Raw genomic sequence first — 14,808 nt, 5'->3', positions numbered from 1 at the left:
ATCAGGCCTTGGTGAGCTGCTTCTGCTCGTAGAGGCGGGCCCACTCCGCACGCGGGCGGATCGAGGTGTCGACGTCGGTGGCGTTGGCGCGCAGTGCGCCGACGTTGGCCTGGTCACGTGCGGTGTGCTGGAACGGATCCCAGCTGAAGAACCGGGCCGAGTTCTGCCAGGTGATCTTGTTGATGTCGGAATCGCTCGCGCCCGCGGCATTCAGCTCCGCCAGCACCTGCTCGGGTGCGTCGGGCCAGAAGCAGTCGCTGTGCGGGTAGTCGCATTCCCAGGCGATGTTGTCGATGCCGATCTCGTGGCGCAGCTTGAGCGAGGTCTTGTCGGTCACGTAGCAGGCCAGCGAATGCTCGCGGAACACGTCGGAGGGCAGCTTGTCGCCGAAGTCGCGGCGCAGCCACTTCTGGTTGGTGTAGTGGCGGTCGCTGCGGTCCAGATAGAAAGGAATCCAACCGATTCCGCCCTCGGAGAAGGCGAACTTGAGGTCCGGGTAGTTGCGCATCGCCGGGCCCCACAACAGATCCTGCGCGCACATCGCCGAGACCTGGGTGGCCAGGATGATCAGGTTGTCGATCGGGGCGTCCTTGGCCATGCTGATCGCGCCGAAGCCCGTCCCGATGTGCAGGCACATCACCACGTTCTCCTCGGAAAGGGTCTGCCACACCGGGCCCCAGTAGTCCTCGTCGAAGTAGCTCGGAAGTCCTTCCAGGTGCGGCAGTTCCGGCATGGTGACGGCCCGGCAGCCCTTGGCTGCGACGCGGCGGATCTCGCGGCACATGGCCTCGGGGTTCCACGTCGGCAGGATCGCGATCGGGACGAACCGGCCCGGGTACGACCCGGCCCACTCGTCGATGTGCCAGTCGTTGTAGGCCGACACCATGACCAGCGTCGCCTCTTCGCGGTGCATGTTCAGGTGGCGTGCGGAGAACCCGGTGAACGTCGGGAAGCACATCGAGGCCAGGATTCCGTTGCGGTCCATGTCGCGGACCCGCTCGTGCACGTCGTACACGCCCGGGCGCATCTCGGCGAACCCGGCCGGGTCACGGCCCCACTCCTCGGCCGGCCACGACACCACGGCGTTCAGGCCGGACACGCCCTGCGGGCGGCCCTGATACATCCACTGGTCGACGCCCTTGTCGTCGGTCACCACGATGGGTGCCTCGGGCTTGTACTTGGCCGGCACGTGGTTGAGGAACATGTCGGGCGGCTCGACGACGTGGTCGTCGATGCTGATGAGGATCAGGTCGTCGGTCTGCATAGTCCAGTAGTACCCTCGGACAGCGTGACCGTCTCTGCACTTTCGGACAGAGGTTTGACTCAATCGGCCAACATGTCCAGGCCGGTCATCGAGTTGCGCCGTGGCGGTCGCGCGCTGGCCGGCAGCTACCTCTACGAGGGCGATGGGCTGATCACCGGATGGCACTCCCACGAGGTGCACCAGATCGAATACGCACTGCACGGCGTGGTCGAGGTGGAGACCGACGCCGCGCACTATCTGCTGCCGCCGCAGCAGGCCGCCTGGATTCCGGCCGGCCTTCAGCACCAGGCGGTGATGAACCCCGACGTCAAAACCGTCGCGGTGATGTTCGATCCGCAGTTGATCGCCGATCCGGGGGACCGGGCCAGGATCATCGCGGTCTCGCCACTGATCCGCGAGATGATGATCTACGGGCTGCGCTGGCCGGTGGACCGCGCGCACGGCGACGACACGTCCGACACGTTCTTCCGGACCCTGGCCAACCTCGTCGCCGACGCGCTCGATCACGAGGCGCCGCTGAGTCTGCCGACCACCGAGCACCCGATCGTGGCCGCCGCGCTGGCCCACACGAAGGAACACCTCGCCTCGGTGACCGCCGAGGATGTCAGCCGGGCCGTCGCGGTGTCCGAGCGGACGTTGCGACGCTTGTTCACCGAGACGATCGGAATCTCGTGGCGGACATACCTTCTGCACGCCCGGATGCTGCGGGCCATGGCACTGCTGGCCGGGCCGGATCAGTCTGTGCAGGCGACCGCCACCGCCGTGGGATTCGAGAACCTCAGCTCGTTCACCCGATGCTTCAGTCAGTTCTGCGGTGAGACTCCGTCGGCGTATCGGTCTCGCGCCCGTGAGGAACACCTGGAGCAGCCAACCCGGCCCGCTCGACACTGAGCAGGCTCTCGGTGTGATGCTCGGCCCGGTAGGCCACACCGCCGCCGTTGATCCCGAAAAGCCTTTTGCTCCAGAGCAACCAGATCACCGCGGCGAGGTTGATCGCCAGCGCACCGAGGCGCAGGACGGTCACCTTCTCGGTCAGCTCGTAGATCTCCAGCGGCAGGAAGACGCCGGTGGCGACCACCGCGAAGTACTCGCCCCACCGCTTCATCATCCACAGGCCGGCGGCTTCGACGAACTCCATCAGGGCGTAGGCGGCCACCCCGACGGCGATCCACAGCAGGGTTGTCGACGACAGCGTGAAGGCTTCACCGATGTGCCGGACGATCTTGGAATCGTCGATGTTCCAGCCGATCTGATCGGCCAGCGGCCGCATCAGCGGAACGTCCTTCTCGAACGCGTCCTGCAGCTCACTGCGGGACGCACGGACCTTCAGGATGCCGACTGCCAGCAGCACGAGGACGATGCCGCGGACAGCCCGCTCGGTGGCGAGCAGCCGCATGATGGTGCGGTCGCGCAGCAGCCGCCCGCGCGGGATCTCCGGTGCGGTGTCGGCAGGCCCGTGCCCGCGCGGCGGGCCGACCACGAACGTCTCGCACCGCAGGCAGCGCCATGCCTCCCCGACCGGGGTGTCTACCCGCAGCCGGTCGCGCAGCTCGGGTTCGTCGGGGGCGAACGTCGCGTGCCCCCGCAGCCCGCACGACCGCAGTGCGAAATCCACCATGTCAGCACCGTAACGGTGCGCGGTGCGCTAGACCCGGCAGCTGAGCTCCATGCTGTCGCTGTCGCGCGCGAGGAAGTTGACGCTGACATATCCGTTCGCCGAGTCCCGGACCCGATCCAGGTAGGGCTGGGTGTCGGCCATCGATGTGTTGTCCGCGACCACCAGGGCGCCGGTGGTCAGCTGGGGCTCCAGGAGCTGGAGCACGGGGAGATAGAGCTCCTTCCAACCGTCGAGCAGGACGAACCCGATGTCGCCGGTCACCGACTTCAGCGTCTCCAGCGCATCGCCTTCGAGCACGGTGATGACGTCGTCGAGGCCGGTCTCGGCGAACGTCTGCTTGGCCGCCGCGATCTTGGCGGCGCTGAGCTCGGTGGTGAAAACCCGCCCAGAACCGTTGTCGCGCACGGCCGATGCCAGGTGCAGCGCCGAGAGGCCGAACGACATCCCGAACTCGACCACGACCGCCGGCTTGGTGGCCCGCACCAGCGAGTACAACAGGCGGCCGGCCTCGGGGGTCACCGGCATGTAGATGTCGCTGAGCGCATCGGCACGTTCCTGGGCGGTGGCATTGGAGAGGTCGGCGAACCGGCGGGACCCGTCCTCACGCATTTTCTTGAACTGTTCGGCGGACGCGGTGTACATGCGGTCCAGGGCCCGTGCGACCCTGTCATCGTTAAGGGTAGTCATGCTAATGAAACTACGCGGAGAGGCTGAGAATGGGTCGGCTACAAATCCTGGGCGCGGTGATTGCGCTCGTCGTCGCGACCCTGCTGGCGCCGCCTGCGGCCGCAGGCGGCTACCGCTCCATCACCCTGACGTTCGTCCGGCACGCCCAGTCGGCGGGCAACGCCTCGGGACTGATCGACAGCTCGACCCCGGGACCGTCGCTCACGGACCTGGGCCGGGCGCAGGCCGTCGCCAGCGCGCAGCGGCTCGCGCCCCACCATTACGACGGCATCTTCGCCTCGACCATGGTCCGGACCCAGCAGACGGCCCAGCCCATGGCGGACACCCTCCGCGAGCCGGTCACCGTGCTGCCCGGACTCCATGAGGTCGAGGCAGGCGTCTACGAGGGCCAACCCGAGGCGAGCGCGGTCCAGACGTACTTTGCGGCGCCGGAGCAGTGGTTGCGCGGGGACCGGAGTGCGCGGATACCCGGTTCGATCGACGGCAACGAGTTCGACGCCCGGTTCGACGGGGCGGTGCAGCAGATCTACGACAGCGGCGACGACAACCCCGTCGCGTACTCGCACGGCGCCGCGATCATGTTGTGGGTCCAGATGAACGTCGGTAATCCCAATCCCCAACTGCTCATGCAACACCCGCTGGACAACACCGGCTATGTCGTCATCAAGGGCAATCCGACAGACGGCTGGACCCTGACCGACTGGGACGGGGCCGGAAGCTAGCTGCCGATGTGACCTGCCGGTCATAGACTGCCGAAATGCGGCGCCGATCACGTCTGGCTCGAACCACGGCCGGGCGCGGATACTGTGAGCCAAGGCAATCGCAGATGGGAGCGGGGCTATGAGGTTTCGGTTGTTGCCATACGTGACCGTCGAGGTCGACGACCGAGTGCGGCTGCGGGCACGTAGGGCCGGCGAGCGGCTCCGGATCAACCTCAGGGCCTACCTGCGCAGTGCCGCCGACGAGGTCGAGACCGCCAGCGGCCGGGTCCGCGACCTGTGCGACAACGCGGTGAACCGCGTTGACCTGGCAGTCGCCAACGTCAACGACAAGATCGCCCCCGAGCCGCCTGCCGACCCCGCAGGATCCACCGACGAGCCCCCGAAGCGGCATCTGCAGGTTGTCTAGATCCCGGTACAACCCCGGGCGGCGCGCCAACCGTCAGCGCTCTACGGTTGGAGGGCACTGGCCTTCTCCCCTCTAGAGGGGGCCGACACACTGGCCCGAAAGGGGTTGACGAGGCTTGCTCGGCAACAGTCTTGCGGTGCTGTTCGCCCTGTGCGCAGCGGTCTTCGCGGCTGTCGGCATTGTGGTGCGACAGCGCGCCACCATGGATGTTCCGCCCGAGAAGGGTGTCAGCACAGTCATGCTGCGCACCCTGTTGCGCCGCAGGTTGTGGTGGGCGGGAACCGCGTCCGCGGTGGCCGGGTACGCGTTCCAGGCGCTGGCGCTCGGATTCGGCTCACTGCTGCTCGTCCAACCGGTACTCGTATCGGCGTTGTTGTTCGCGCTTCCGCTCAGCGCCCGCTTGGCCCACCGCCGGGTCAGTCGTGCCGAATGGCTGTGGGCCCTGCTGCTGACCGGGGCGCTGACCGTGTTCGTCGCGCTGGCCAGGGCCAGCACCGGAACCTATGGAGTGTCGGTGGCCACCACGGTCACCGTCGTCGTGGTCTGCGCGGCCGCGGTCGGCCTGTGTGTCCTGGCCGCCACGCGGAGCACCGACTGGCGCCGCGCGGTGCTGCTGGCACTCGCGGTCGGCGTGATGTTCGGGGTCGTCGCGGTACTGACCAAGATCGTGATGCACACGATCGCCGTGGACGGTGTCCTCGCCGTGCTGACCACGCCCGCGCTGTATCTGGTGGTGACACTCGGGGTCATCGCGACGCTGCTGCAGCAGTCGGCGTTTCACGCCGGATCGCTGCAGACCTCGGTGCCGACCATGCTGGTGCTGGAGCCCGTGGTGGCGGTCGTGCTCGGCTCTGTCGTACTGGGCGAGCACCTGTCGATCACCGGTTGGGAACCGGTGGCCCTGTCGGTGGCGATCGGTGCGATGGCCGCAGCCACCATCGCACTGGGCCGTGACGAGGGCGCCTACGAGGAGAAGCTCGAGGCCGAACTGGAGGTCAAGGCGGCCGACCGCTAGGTTCTCGGCGGGTTTCGCCGGAACACCCTGCGCAGGTCCTTTGCGTCACCTTCCAGATGACCCGCGTCGATCGCCTGGTCGACCGTGATCGCGCCGGCAGCGAGGGCGACCACGGTGTCCGGCGATGCGTTCAGGATCGTGCTCGGTCGCGGCTCGTGGGCGGCGGTGGCGTGCGGACCGGTTTGATCGATGCGGAGATTGATCAGGTACCCCTCGACCTCGAGGCCGACGGACAGAGGCGGATCCGCCGTCGTGCCCTGGAGGAGCGCGGGGATCGCGAGGACGAGCCAGCGCGGGTGGAAGTAGTCGTCACCGCGGCCTGTCGCCACCAGCGGTGCGCCCCACCGGCCCAGTGCTTCCATGGGTTCGCGTAATTCGGATCCCCAGCGCGTCAGGGCGTAGACGACCCCTGACTCCCCCAGTTGCCGCTCAAGGATCCCACTGCCTTCCAGGCTCCTCAGCCGCTCCGTGAGCAGGTTCGTGGCGATTCCGCCGAGCGAGCTTTTCAGTTCGCCGTATCGCAGGGGGCCGGGTAGCAGTTCTCGCACGATCAACAGGTTCCAGCGGTCGCCGACGACGTCGAGCGCCCGTGCCAGGGCGCAGAACTGGCCGTAAGAGCGTGAGCCAAAGCGCTTGACTTCATCCATCGTGGTTGATTTTATAAAGTGCGCTACATCGCCGCAAGCTTCGGTCGACCAACAGTCAGGATGGCTTGGGATGCAGATCAATTGGCTCGGTGTCGTGCTCGCCCTCGTCGCGGGCATGGTGGTCGCCGGTGTCTGGTACGGGAAGCTGTTCGTCGAGGTCTGGTGGAATCTCACCGGCATCACCCCGGAACAGTCCAAAGCCGCCAGCAGGCGAAACATGATCCAGCTGTTGATCGCCAACGCGGTCACGGCGATTGGGCTCGCTGCCGCGGTCGCCGTGACCGCTTCGGCAACCGGGAACCACTCGGTGTGGCTCGCACTCGTCGTCGGGTTCGCCGCATGGCTGACGTTCTCGGCGACGACGCTCCTTCAGCACAACGCTTTCGAACTCAAGTCACCCAAGTTGACGGTGATCAACACCGCCTATCAACTCGCGCTCTTCCTCGCGATGAGCCTCGTCATCGGGCTCTTGCAGCCGGCAGCTACGGGTTGATCGTGTGCGCACCGATCTGGCGGCCCCAGACATACTCGGCCATCAGCGGCTGGCCGAGTTCGAAGTGGTTGTACGGCGCGATCGAGGCCCCGCTGTCCATCACCAGGTACGGAGTGGGCCACAGATCTTTGGTGATCGGCTGCCAGCAGCCCGGCCGGCCCTCGGGGCCGCCGGAAACGTTCACCCGCGGCAGATTGTCCGGGTACACCCACGGATTGCCCGCACCGACCAGGAAGTCCTGCAGTTCGAACGCGTAGCCGTTGCGGGTCTGCTGGGCGAACTTGGGCGCGGACTCGGCGTAGTTGTGGATCATGCAGTACAGCGCCGGGCTGTTGCGGTCGAACATCGCGCTGACCGGCAGCAGGTCCTGCGCGCCGCGGACCAGGTACGGCCCACCGCGCTCGAAGATGTCGCCGCCGGTGTTGCCGAAGCCGACCGCCGCCACCAGGGCCTGGTCCAGGTTCCCGCGCTGCTCGTTGAGCGTGCGGGCGGTGGTGACCGCGTTGGTCAGGCCGTCGAACAGGTCCGGGGCCGCGTTGGCGTAGACCTCGCCCAGGTCGGCCAGGCCGGAGATGTCGCGGCGGATCTGGGGCATGCGGGGGTTGAGGTCGGCCAGGATGTCGTTGCCGTTGACGATCGACTGGCCGAACTTGTCGCCCAGGCCGTCGAGGGCCTGCGCGGTGGCGGTCAGGGTCTCGTTGAGCTTGATCGGGTCGATCTGCTCGGAGATCGCGGTGATGGTCTCGAACAGGGTGTTGAACTCCGTGGTCACTCCCGCGGCACGGATCGGTGTGTCGGGGGAGATCCGCTGCGGCGACGGATTGTCCGGGGCGACGAACGAGATGTACTTGTTGCCGAACACCGTGGTGGCCTTCAGCTCGGCGGTCACGTTCTCCGGGATCAGCTTCAGGTACTTGGGCTTGATGTCCAGGGTCAGCCTGGCCTGCTGCTCGCCGTCGACCTCAGCCACGTCCACGGCGGTCAGCCGGCCGATGGGCACCCCGTTGAAGGTGACCTTCGAGCCCGGGTCCATCGACAGACCGGATCGGTTGGACAGCACGGTGAGCTGCGTCTTTTCCTCGAACGCGCCCCGGAACTGCATCCACGTCAACGCCAGCACCGCGACCAGCAGAATGGCCATCCCCGCGCACGCGGTCTTGTACGGCGGGTCGTACCGCCAGTGCTTGAACCGCTGTTCGAAGCGGTCCCGCAGTGTCGCGGTGGATGAGGCCACGCGGCAAACCTCCGAATTATTGACGCAGCCAAAAAACTAAGTTCAGCAAACTGTCCCAAAAAACCAGAGATAAGTGCAACTACTGAGGCCCCGGTGCGGCGAAGATCAAACCGCCGGTACCGGGAGACCCCCGTCACAGCGTAGGCGCTGATCAGGTATTACGACCGCCGTTCACGCCGACGATCTGGCCGGTGATGTAGCCGGCTTCTTCTGAGATCAAAAATGAACACGTGGCAGCAATGTCCTCGGGCTTGCCCATTCGGCGGACCGGTGTGGCCTTGATGGTGTCGCGAATATCGCCGAGTTCGCCCCGGGATTCCGCGGCGCGCAGCATCGGCGTGTCGATGAAACCCGGCGGTACGGCGTTGACGGTGATCCCGGCCGGACCGAATTCCAGCGCCAGCGACTTGGTCAGCCCGTTGACGGCGGACTTGGCGGCGACGTAGTCGGACATGTACGGGACACCGGAGTGCGTGCTCGACGACGAGATGTTGACGATGCGGCCCCAGCCGGCCTCGATCATGTCGGGCAGGGCGGCCTGCACGACATGGAAGACGCCGTTGAGATTGACGTCGATGACTTTCTGCCAGCGCTCGAAGGTGAGGTCGGTGAACGGCGTGAAATCGCTGAGACCGGCCGAATTGACCAGGATCGTGACGGGGCCCAACTGCTCGCGGACCGCCTTGAAGACGGCATCGACCTGGGCCCGGTCGGTGACGTCGGCGGCGTAGGAGTACTCGGCGTCGGTCGCATTGAGGTCGAGGGTGGCGACCCGGTATCCGTCGGCGACGAGGCGGTCGGTGATCGCCTTGCCGATGCCGGATGCGCCTCCGGTCACCAGCGCTGTCTTCTGCTGCGGGGTGGTCATGGGAGTTCCTTTCGGTAATTCATTTGAATATCAATCGTTTTCGTCAGCGCCGGGGAGCGCGCAGGCCGAGGGTGCGGCGCGCCGCGTCGATCAGGTAGCGGGAGAGGTCCTCATCGGAGGTGTCCTCGCCGGCGACGCCCGCGCCCCCGGCGATACCGGAGAACACCATGGCGGCCTTGACCGTCCCCGCCGGGCCCGGATCGACATCGGTCAGCAGGGCCATCTGCCTGTTGATCACGCCGTCCCATTCCGGCCGGTTCCGCAGCGCCTCGTTCACGCTCGGATCGCTGGCCAGAACCGAGACCAGGGCGCGGTTGTGGACCGCCAGTTCGGCGTAGCCGCGCACCATCTGATCGGCGCGGCCGGCGGCGCTGCGCTGTCCCTCGGCTTCTTCGATGACGGTCTGTAGCCGGGTCAGGAACGGTTCGACCACCGCGCTCAACAACTGTTCGCGGGTGCGGAAGTGGTAATAGATCGCCGCCTTGGTGAACCCCAGTTCGTCGGCGATCATCTGCAGCGATGTGCCGGCGAAGCCGTGGCGGGTGATCAGCCGGACGGCGGCTTCGACGAGCCGCTCGCGGGTGGCGTCCACCTGTCCTCCCTTCCGTGTGCATTCTTAGCCGATCTACTTTACGATCGTAAAGTACGTTACTAGTCGATCGTAAAGCAGATCGGCATGTTGGAAGGACTGTGCGGATGCTGACGCCGTTGCCGGCAGAGGATTGGGACGATCAGGCGCGCGAGGCGCTGGCCTCCACGGTGCCGCCGGAGCGGCGCAACCCCGACAACGCGGGAAACGCGCTGTCGACCCTGGTCCGCCATCCGGTCCTGGCCGGCGCGTTCCTGCCGTTCAACACCTACCTGCAGAAGGACTCCACGCTGCCCGAGCGCATTCGCGAACTCGTGATCCTGCGGACCGCGTACCACCACGGTTGCGTGTACGAGTGGGGGCATCACAGCGCGATGGCCGTGCAGGTCGGGCTCACCGAGGACGATGTCGAGTCGACCCGAAGTGGCTCGGCAGCAGACGAATTCGATCAGGCCGTGCTCGACGCGGTAGACGAGTTGCACGCCGGCTCGCGGATCTCCGCGCAGACCTGGGAGCGCCTGGGCCTGCGGCTCGACGACCAGCAGCGGATGGACCTGATGTTTACCTTCGGTGGTTACAGCACGCTGGCTTTCGCCCTCAACACCTTCGACGTCCAACTCGAGGACGGCGCGGGCACCGACGAGTTCTACGCCTCGATGGGGAGCTGAGATGACTGACAACCGGGATTTCTTTCGCGACGAGAGCCTCGTGCCCGACCCCTATCCGTTCCTGGCCGGGCTGCGGGAGCGTTGTCCGGTGCAGCGGGAACCGCATCAGAACGTGGTGATGGTGACCGGCTACGACGAGGCCGTCGCGGTGTGCGGCGACCCTGCGACGTTCTCCTCGGCCACCTCGGTGACCGGACCGTTTCCCGGATTCCCGGTCGCGCTGGAGGGGCATTCCGATCAAGAGGTCAGCGACCTCATCGACAGGCACCGTGACGAACTGCCGATGAGCGACCAGATCACCACGTTCGACCCGCCCACCCACACCGAGCACCGCGCGCTGTTGATGGGGCTGATCACACCGAAGCGCCTCAAGCAGAACGAGGACTTCATGTGGCGGCTGGCCGATCAGACACTGGAGCCCTACGTGACCCGCGGTGGCGGTGAGTTCATCTCCGAATTCGCCGGTCCGTTCACGCTTCTGGTGATCGCCGACCTGCTCGGTGTCCCGGAGGACGACCGCGACGAGTTCGCGGCCCGGATGGGTGGGCACGATCAGGCCGGCATCGGCAGCACCGCCGAGCAGTCCGTCCAACAGAATCCGCTGGAGTACCTGTACGAGAAGTTCTCGGCCTACATCGCCGAGCGCCGGGCGAACCCGCGTGGGGACACCCTCACCGAGATGGCCGCCGCGAAGTTCCCGGACGGCTCGACCCCCGAGGTCATCGACGTGGTGCGGTTGGCCGCCAACCTCTACCTGGCCGGCCAGGAAACCACGGTGCGGCTGCTGAGTTCCGCGCTCAAACTGCTTGCCGAACGCCAGGATCTGCAGGATCTGCTGCGTGCCGAACCCGCCAGGATCCCGAATTTCATCGAAGAGACGTTGCGGTGGGAGAGCCCCATCAAGGGTGACTTCCGGCTGGCGCGCAGCGCGGCCACGATCGGCGGGGTCGACGTGCCGGCCGGGGCCACGCTGATGGTGTGCAACGGTGCGGCCAACCGGGACCCGCGGCAGTTCGAGGACCCGGACACCTTCGACGTCGACCGCCCGAATGCCCGCAGGCACATCGCATTCGGGCGCGGTGTGCACTCCTGTCCCGGTGCGCCACTGGCGCGGGCCGAGGCCCGGGTGTGCCTGGAGCGAATCCTGGCCCGCACCAGCCAGATCCGGCTGTCAGAAGCCGAACACGGCCCGGAAGGCGCCCGCCGGTTCGACTACGTCCCGACGTACATCCTGCGTGGCCTGACCGTCCTGCACCTCGAGGTCACCCCGCGATGAAGGTCCACGTCGACGACGACCGCTGCCGCGGACACGGCGTCTGTGTCGCCGTGTGCCCGGACGTGTTCACCCTGACCGACGGTGGTTACGCCGAGGCGCTCGTCGACGATGTGCCGCCTGAACTGGCCTCCGAGGTGCCCGAAGCCGTCACCGCGTGCCCGGAGCACGCGATCACCTTCGACTAGACCGCCTTGCGCACCCGGGCGGCGGCAGCGTCGGGCATCGGCTCGTAGCGGGCGAACCCCCGCGTGAAGGCCCCGGCGCCGTGCGAGAGCGACCGCAGGTCGATCGCGTAGCGGGTCAGTTCCACCTCGGGAATCTCGGCCTTGACCGCGGTCCGGCCCTCGTCCGCCTTGTCGGTACCGAGCACCCGGCCGCGCCGGCCGGCCAGATCGCTCATCACCGCACCCACCAGATCGTCGGGCACCACCACGGTCACGTCGTCGATCGGCTCGAGCAGGTTCACGCCCGCGGCTGCGGCCGCCTCGCGCAGCGCGAGCCCGCCGGCCATCTGGAACGCGAAATCCGATGAGTCCACGCTGTGGGACTTGCCGTCGACCAGCGTCACCCGGATGTCGACGACGGGGTACCCGCCGTCCCCGTGGTCACCGGCCATGCCCTTCTCCATCTGGGCCCGCACACCCTTCTCGACGCTCGGGATGAACTGGCGCGGTACGGCTCCGCCGACGACCTTGTCGACGAACTCGAATCCGCTGCCCTCGGGGAGCGGCTCGACCTCGATGTCGCACACCGCGTACTGGCCGTGCCCGCCGGACTGCTTGACGTGCCTGCCATGTCCTTTTGCCTTGCCGCCGAGCGTTTCCCGTAGCGGCACCCGCAGCTCGACGGTGTCCACCGACACCCCGTAGCGCCGCGACAGGCCGTCGAGCACCACCCCGGCGTGCGCCTCACCCATGCACCACAGCACGATCTGGTGGGTTTCGGGATTCTGCTCGATGCGCAGGGTGGGATCTTCCGCGGCCAGCCGCTGCAATCCGACCGAGAGCTTGTCCTCGTCGGTCTTGGCGCGGGGCTGCACCGCGATGGGCAGCAGCGGATCGGGCATCGTCCACGGCCGCAGTACCAGCGGATCGGCCTTGTCGCTGAGGGTGTCACCGGTCTCGGCGTGACTGAGCCGGCCGATCGCACAGATGTCCCCGGCCACCACCGAGGGAGCCGGGCGCTGCTGCTTGCCCAGCGGGAAGGACAGGGTGCCGATGCGCTCGTCCTCGTCATGGTCGGCATGCCCGTGCGACCCGGCCGGTGCCACCGACCCGTTGAACGCAGAAAAATGGCCCGACACATGCACGGTGGCGTCGGGCCTGATGGTGCCGGAGAACACCCGGACCAGGCTGACCCTGCCGACATAGGGATCCGACGTCGTCTTCACCACCTCGGCCAGCAGCGGACCCGACGGATCGCAGGCCATCGGCTTGCGGGCGGCGCCACTGGCGGCGAACACCTCCGGCAGGCGGTGTTCGGGCGGTGACGGGAAGCCTCGGGTGGCGATCTCCAGCAGTTCGAGCGTGCCGACCCCGGATCCGCTGCACACCGGGATCACCGGGAAGAACGAGCCGCGGGCCACGGCCTTCTCCAGGTCGGCGATCAACACGGACTCGTCGATCTCCTCGCCGCCGAGGTAGCGCTCCATGAGCGTCTCGTCCTCGGATTCCTCGATGATCCCCTCGATCAGAGAGCCCCGCAGTTCGGCGATCTGATCGTCGTAGGCGCCATCGGGCGGCCGGGTGGTGCGGGTGCCGCCGCTGTAGCAGTAGTACGTGCGGGTGAGCAGGCCGATCACCCCGTCCGCGGCGGGGAAGTACAGGGGCGCCACCTTGTCACCGAAGGCCTGCTGGGCACCGGCCAGGGCATTTGCGTAGTTGGCCCTGGCGTGGTCGAGCTTGGTGATGACGACGGCACGCGGCATGCCGACCGCCGCGCATTCCTGCCACAGCGACTTCGTCGGCTCGTCGACGTTCTCGTTGGCCGCGATGACGAACAGTGCGCAGTCGGCGGCGCGCAGCCCGGCGCGCAGCTCCCCGACGAAATCGGCGTATCCGGGGGTGTCGATCAGGTTCACCTTGATCCCGTTGTGCTGCAACGGAGCCAGTGCCAGGCCGACCGAGCGTTGCTGACTGACCTCGGCGTCATCGAAATCGCACACCGTCGACCCGTCCACCACCGAGCCCGCCCGGGTCAGCACCCCCGCGGCGACCAGGAGCGCCTCCACGAGCGTGGTCTTGCCCGCACCCGACGGGCCGACCAGCACCACGTTGCGGATGGCGGTCGGACTGTCCGCGGTGGGGACTGCCCCGTTGCCGGCTGAGTGCGTCTTGTCCGCCATGGCATTCCTCCTGGTGTACCCGCCCTCCACCATTCCCTGATGTGACCTACGACACAAGACCCGGGGGTGCGGTGATCAGACCTGCCAGGAGGACCAGTGGGTGACGTCGACGGTGATGACCGGACCGTTCAGCGCAATGCGCTCGTACTGCGGGTATTTCGCGCGCAGCAGCCCGTAACCGGTGGCCATCGCGTCACCGCTGTGATGGACCGCGGCCCGTCCGTCGGCCCGTACCCACCACAGGTGCGCCCACTCGTCGGTGTAGTGGTCGACGAGCAGGCTGACCCGGCTGTCGCCTTCGATGTTGGCCAGCCGCCGCAGCCGTTGGGTGGACTTCGGTTTCGCGTCGACCGCGGTGTAGATGGTGGCCGCGGCGTGCGGATCGGCAGGCACGTGGACCGCGAACACCACCGGCACCAGGTGGGGTGCGCCGTCGGCGCCCAGCGTCGCGAGCACCGCACAGGGTGCGCTTGCGAACTGCGCGATGGCGTCGAGCCCGGACATGGCCCCAGGGTAGGCGCACTCCGTTCGGCGGAGGCCTCAGTTGCGGGGATGTCGCGGCTGGGGGGCCACGCTGATCGGCGAGCGGGTGACCGGGGTGCGGGTGACGCCGATCTCGGGCTTCTTGGTCTCGGTGGGCCGGTGGGTGGGTCGGTACACCGGGGCCTGCTGGGTCTCCGGAGGTGGGGCGGGCGGTGGTTCCGGGGGAGCGGGCGGCACGCCCACCCGCAGCGACGGCGACGGCATGGGAGCCGTGGCCGACGGCGAGGGCGACGGTGTCGTCGCCGGTTCGTGGGCAGTCGGTGAATCCCGCAGCAGCAAAAGCACACCCGAGACCACGATGGCACCCGCGGCCACGGCGGCGGCGAGCATCGCGATCACCGCGCGGCGGGTGCGGTACCAGGGCACCGCTGCCGGCTTGAAGCTCCAGCCGTCGAGGTCGAAGCCGCCTCCGAGACCGGGTAGGGACATCACGT

Annotated in this window: 18 protein-coding genes; 8 read left to right on the top strand and 10 right to left on the bottom strand. The window is 67.4% G+C overall.

Annotation, left to right across the window (positions count from 1 at the left end; all coding sequences use genetic code 11):
- Position 1: 1 nt before the first annotated feature.
- Positions 2–1,264: an amidohydrolase family protein gene (locus TX88_RS01240; RefSeq protein ID WP_044514045.1), complete on the bottom strand. Its 1,263-nt coding sequence runs from the start codon at positions 1,262–1,264 to the stop codon at positions 2–4.
- 24 nt (positions 1,265–1,288) lie between these two features.
- Here TX88_RS01240 and TX88_RS01235 point away from each other — a divergent pair, with 24 nt between their 5' ends.
- Positions 1,289–2,155, top strand: a complete 867-nt coding sequence (locus TX88_RS01235; protein WP_209446940.1) for an AraC family transcriptional regulator — start codon at positions 1,289–1,291, stop codon at positions 2,153–2,155.
- On the opposite strand, the gene TX88_RS01230 is transcribed toward TX88_RS01235, so the two are convergent.
- Together TX88_RS01230 and TX88_RS01225 are read right to left on the bottom strand one after the other, a co-directional pair.
- Positions 2,064–2,882: a DUF2127 domain-containing protein gene (locus TX88_RS01230; protein WP_044514041.1), complete on the bottom strand. Its 819-nt coding sequence runs from the start codon at positions 2,880–2,882 to the stop codon at positions 2,064–2,066. The genes TX88_RS01235 and TX88_RS01230 overlap by 92 nt on opposite strands.
- 27 nt (positions 2,883–2,909) lie before the next feature.
- On the bottom strand, positions 2,910–3,569 hold the full coding sequence (locus TX88_RS01225; protein ID WP_044514039.1) for an O-methyltransferase: 660 nt from the start codon (positions 3,567–3,569) through the stop codon (positions 2,910–2,912).
- A gap of 29 nt (positions 3,570–3,598) precedes the next feature.
- Here TX88_RS01225 and TX88_RS01220 point away from each other — a divergent pair, with 29 nt between their 5' ends.
- From TX88_RS01220 to TX88_RS01210, 3 genes are all read left to right on the top strand, one after another.
- Entirely contained in the window at positions 3,599–4,291 is a 693-nt protein-coding gene (locus TX88_RS01220; RefSeq protein ID WP_044514038.1) for a histidine phosphatase family protein, read from the top strand.
- A 118-nt stretch (positions 4,292–4,409) separates the two neighbouring features.
- Positions 4,410–4,697 carry a hypothetical protein gene (locus tag TX88_RS01215; protein ID WP_044514036.1) on the top strand — a complete coding sequence of 96 codons (288 nt, stop codon included), beginning with the start codon at positions 4,410–4,412 and terminating at the stop codon, positions 4,695–4,697.
- A 115-nt stretch (positions 4,698–4,812) separates the two neighbouring features.
- Positions 4,813–5,712: a DMT family transporter gene (locus tag TX88_RS01210; RefSeq protein WP_044514035.1), complete on the top strand. Its 900-nt coding sequence runs from the start codon at positions 4,813–4,815 to the stop codon at positions 5,710–5,712.
- Here TX88_RS01210 and TX88_RS01205 read toward each other — a convergent pair.
- On the bottom strand, positions 5,709–6,359 hold the full coding sequence (locus TX88_RS01205; RefSeq protein WP_044514033.1) for a winged helix-turn-helix transcriptional regulator: 651 nt from the start codon (positions 6,357–6,359) through the stop codon (positions 5,709–5,711). The two genes, TX88_RS01210 and TX88_RS01205, sit on opposite strands and share 4 nt — an antisense overlap.
- 70 nt (positions 6,360–6,429) lie before the next feature.
- Between TX88_RS01205 and TX88_RS01200 the strand changes: the two genes are divergently transcribed.
- Complete coding sequence (locus TX88_RS01200; RefSeq protein ID WP_044514031.1) at positions 6,430–6,852, top strand: DUF1761 domain-containing protein; 423 nt, start codon at positions 6,430–6,432, stop codon at positions 6,850–6,852.
- On the opposite strand, the gene TX88_RS01195 is transcribed toward TX88_RS01200, so the two are convergent.
- The 3 genes from TX88_RS01195 to TX88_RS01185 all read right to left on the bottom strand — a co-directional run bounded on the left by TX88_RS01195 (position 6,842) and on the right by TX88_RS01185 (position 9,546).
- Positions 6,842–7,993: an MCE family protein gene (locus TX88_RS01195; protein ID WP_084621954.1), complete on the bottom strand. Its 1,152-nt coding sequence runs from the start codon at positions 7,991–7,993 to the stop codon at positions 6,842–6,844. The genes TX88_RS01200 and TX88_RS01195 overlap by 11 nt on opposite strands.
- A 244-nt stretch (positions 7,994–8,237) precedes the next feature.
- Positions 8,238–8,954, bottom strand: a complete 717-nt coding sequence (locus tag TX88_RS01190; RefSeq protein WP_044514030.1) for an SDR family NAD(P)-dependent oxidoreductase — start codon at positions 8,952–8,954, stop codon at positions 8,238–8,240.
- Between the two features lie 43 nt (positions 8,955–8,997).
- Positions 8,998–9,546: a TetR/AcrR family transcriptional regulator gene (locus tag TX88_RS01185; RefSeq protein WP_044514028.1), complete on the bottom strand. Its 549-nt coding sequence runs from the start codon at positions 9,544–9,546 to the stop codon at positions 8,998–9,000.
- 104 nt (positions 9,547–9,650) lie between these two features.
- Here TX88_RS01185 and TX88_RS01180 point away from each other — a divergent pair, with 104 nt between their 5' ends.
- From TX88_RS01180 to TX88_RS01170, 3 genes are read left to right on the top strand one after another with little or no spacing between them, the layout of a single operon-like run.
- Positions 9,651–10,211: a carboxymuconolactone decarboxylase family protein gene (locus TX88_RS01180; RefSeq protein ID WP_044514027.1), complete on the top strand. Its 561-nt coding sequence runs from the start codon at positions 9,651–9,653 to the stop codon at positions 10,209–10,211.
- A 1-nt stretch (position 10,212) separates the two neighbouring features.
- Positions 10,213–11,487 (top strand): cytochrome P450, encoded by a 1,275-nt coding sequence (locus tag TX88_RS01175; protein WP_044514025.1) that lies wholly within the window; start codon positions 10,213–10,215, stop codon positions 11,485–11,487.
- Positions 11,484–11,672: a ferredoxin gene (locus TX88_RS01170; protein ID WP_044514023.1), complete on the top strand. Its 189-nt coding sequence runs from the start codon at positions 11,484–11,486 to the stop codon at positions 11,670–11,672. Before TX88_RS01175 ends, TX88_RS01170 begins: the two co-directional genes overlap by 4 nt.
- Here TX88_RS01170 and TX88_RS01165 read toward each other — a convergent pair.
- The 3 genes from TX88_RS01165 to TX88_RS34115 all read right to left on the bottom strand — a co-directional run bounded on the left by TX88_RS01165 (position 11,669) and on the right by TX88_RS34115 (position 14,803).
- On the bottom strand, positions 11,669–13,831 hold the full coding sequence (locus TX88_RS01165) for an elongation factor G-like protein EF-G2 (RefSeq protein ID WP_044514022.1): 2,163 nt from the start codon (positions 13,829–13,831) through the stop codon (positions 11,669–11,671). The genes TX88_RS01170 and TX88_RS01165 overlap by 4 nt on opposite strands.
- Positions 13,832–13,906: 75 nt before the next feature.
- The gene (locus tag TX88_RS01160; RefSeq protein ID WP_044514020.1) at positions 13,907–14,335 is read right to left on the bottom strand and encodes a TIGR03668 family PPOX class F420-dependent oxidoreductase; all 429 of its coding nucleotides are present in this window, start codon (positions 14,333–14,335) and stop codon (positions 13,907–13,909) included.
- Between the two features lie 36 nt (positions 14,336–14,371).
- Positions 14,372–14,803 carry a hypothetical protein gene (locus TX88_RS34115; RefSeq protein ID WP_049924806.1) on the bottom strand — a complete coding sequence of 144 codons (432 nt, stop codon included), beginning with the start codon at positions 14,801–14,803 and terminating at the stop codon, positions 14,372–14,374.
- Between the last annotated feature and the right edge of the window lie 5 nt (positions 14,804–14,808).

The sequence above is a fragment of the Mycolicibacterium septicum DSM 44393 genome, from assembly GCF_000455325.1.
Classification (GTDB): Bacteria; Actinomycetota; Actinomycetes; order Mycobacteriales; family Mycobacteriaceae; genus Mycobacterium; species Mycobacterium septicum.
Note: the sequence above shows the minus strand (reverse complement) of the source record. Positions and strands in the feature narration are given on the sequence as shown.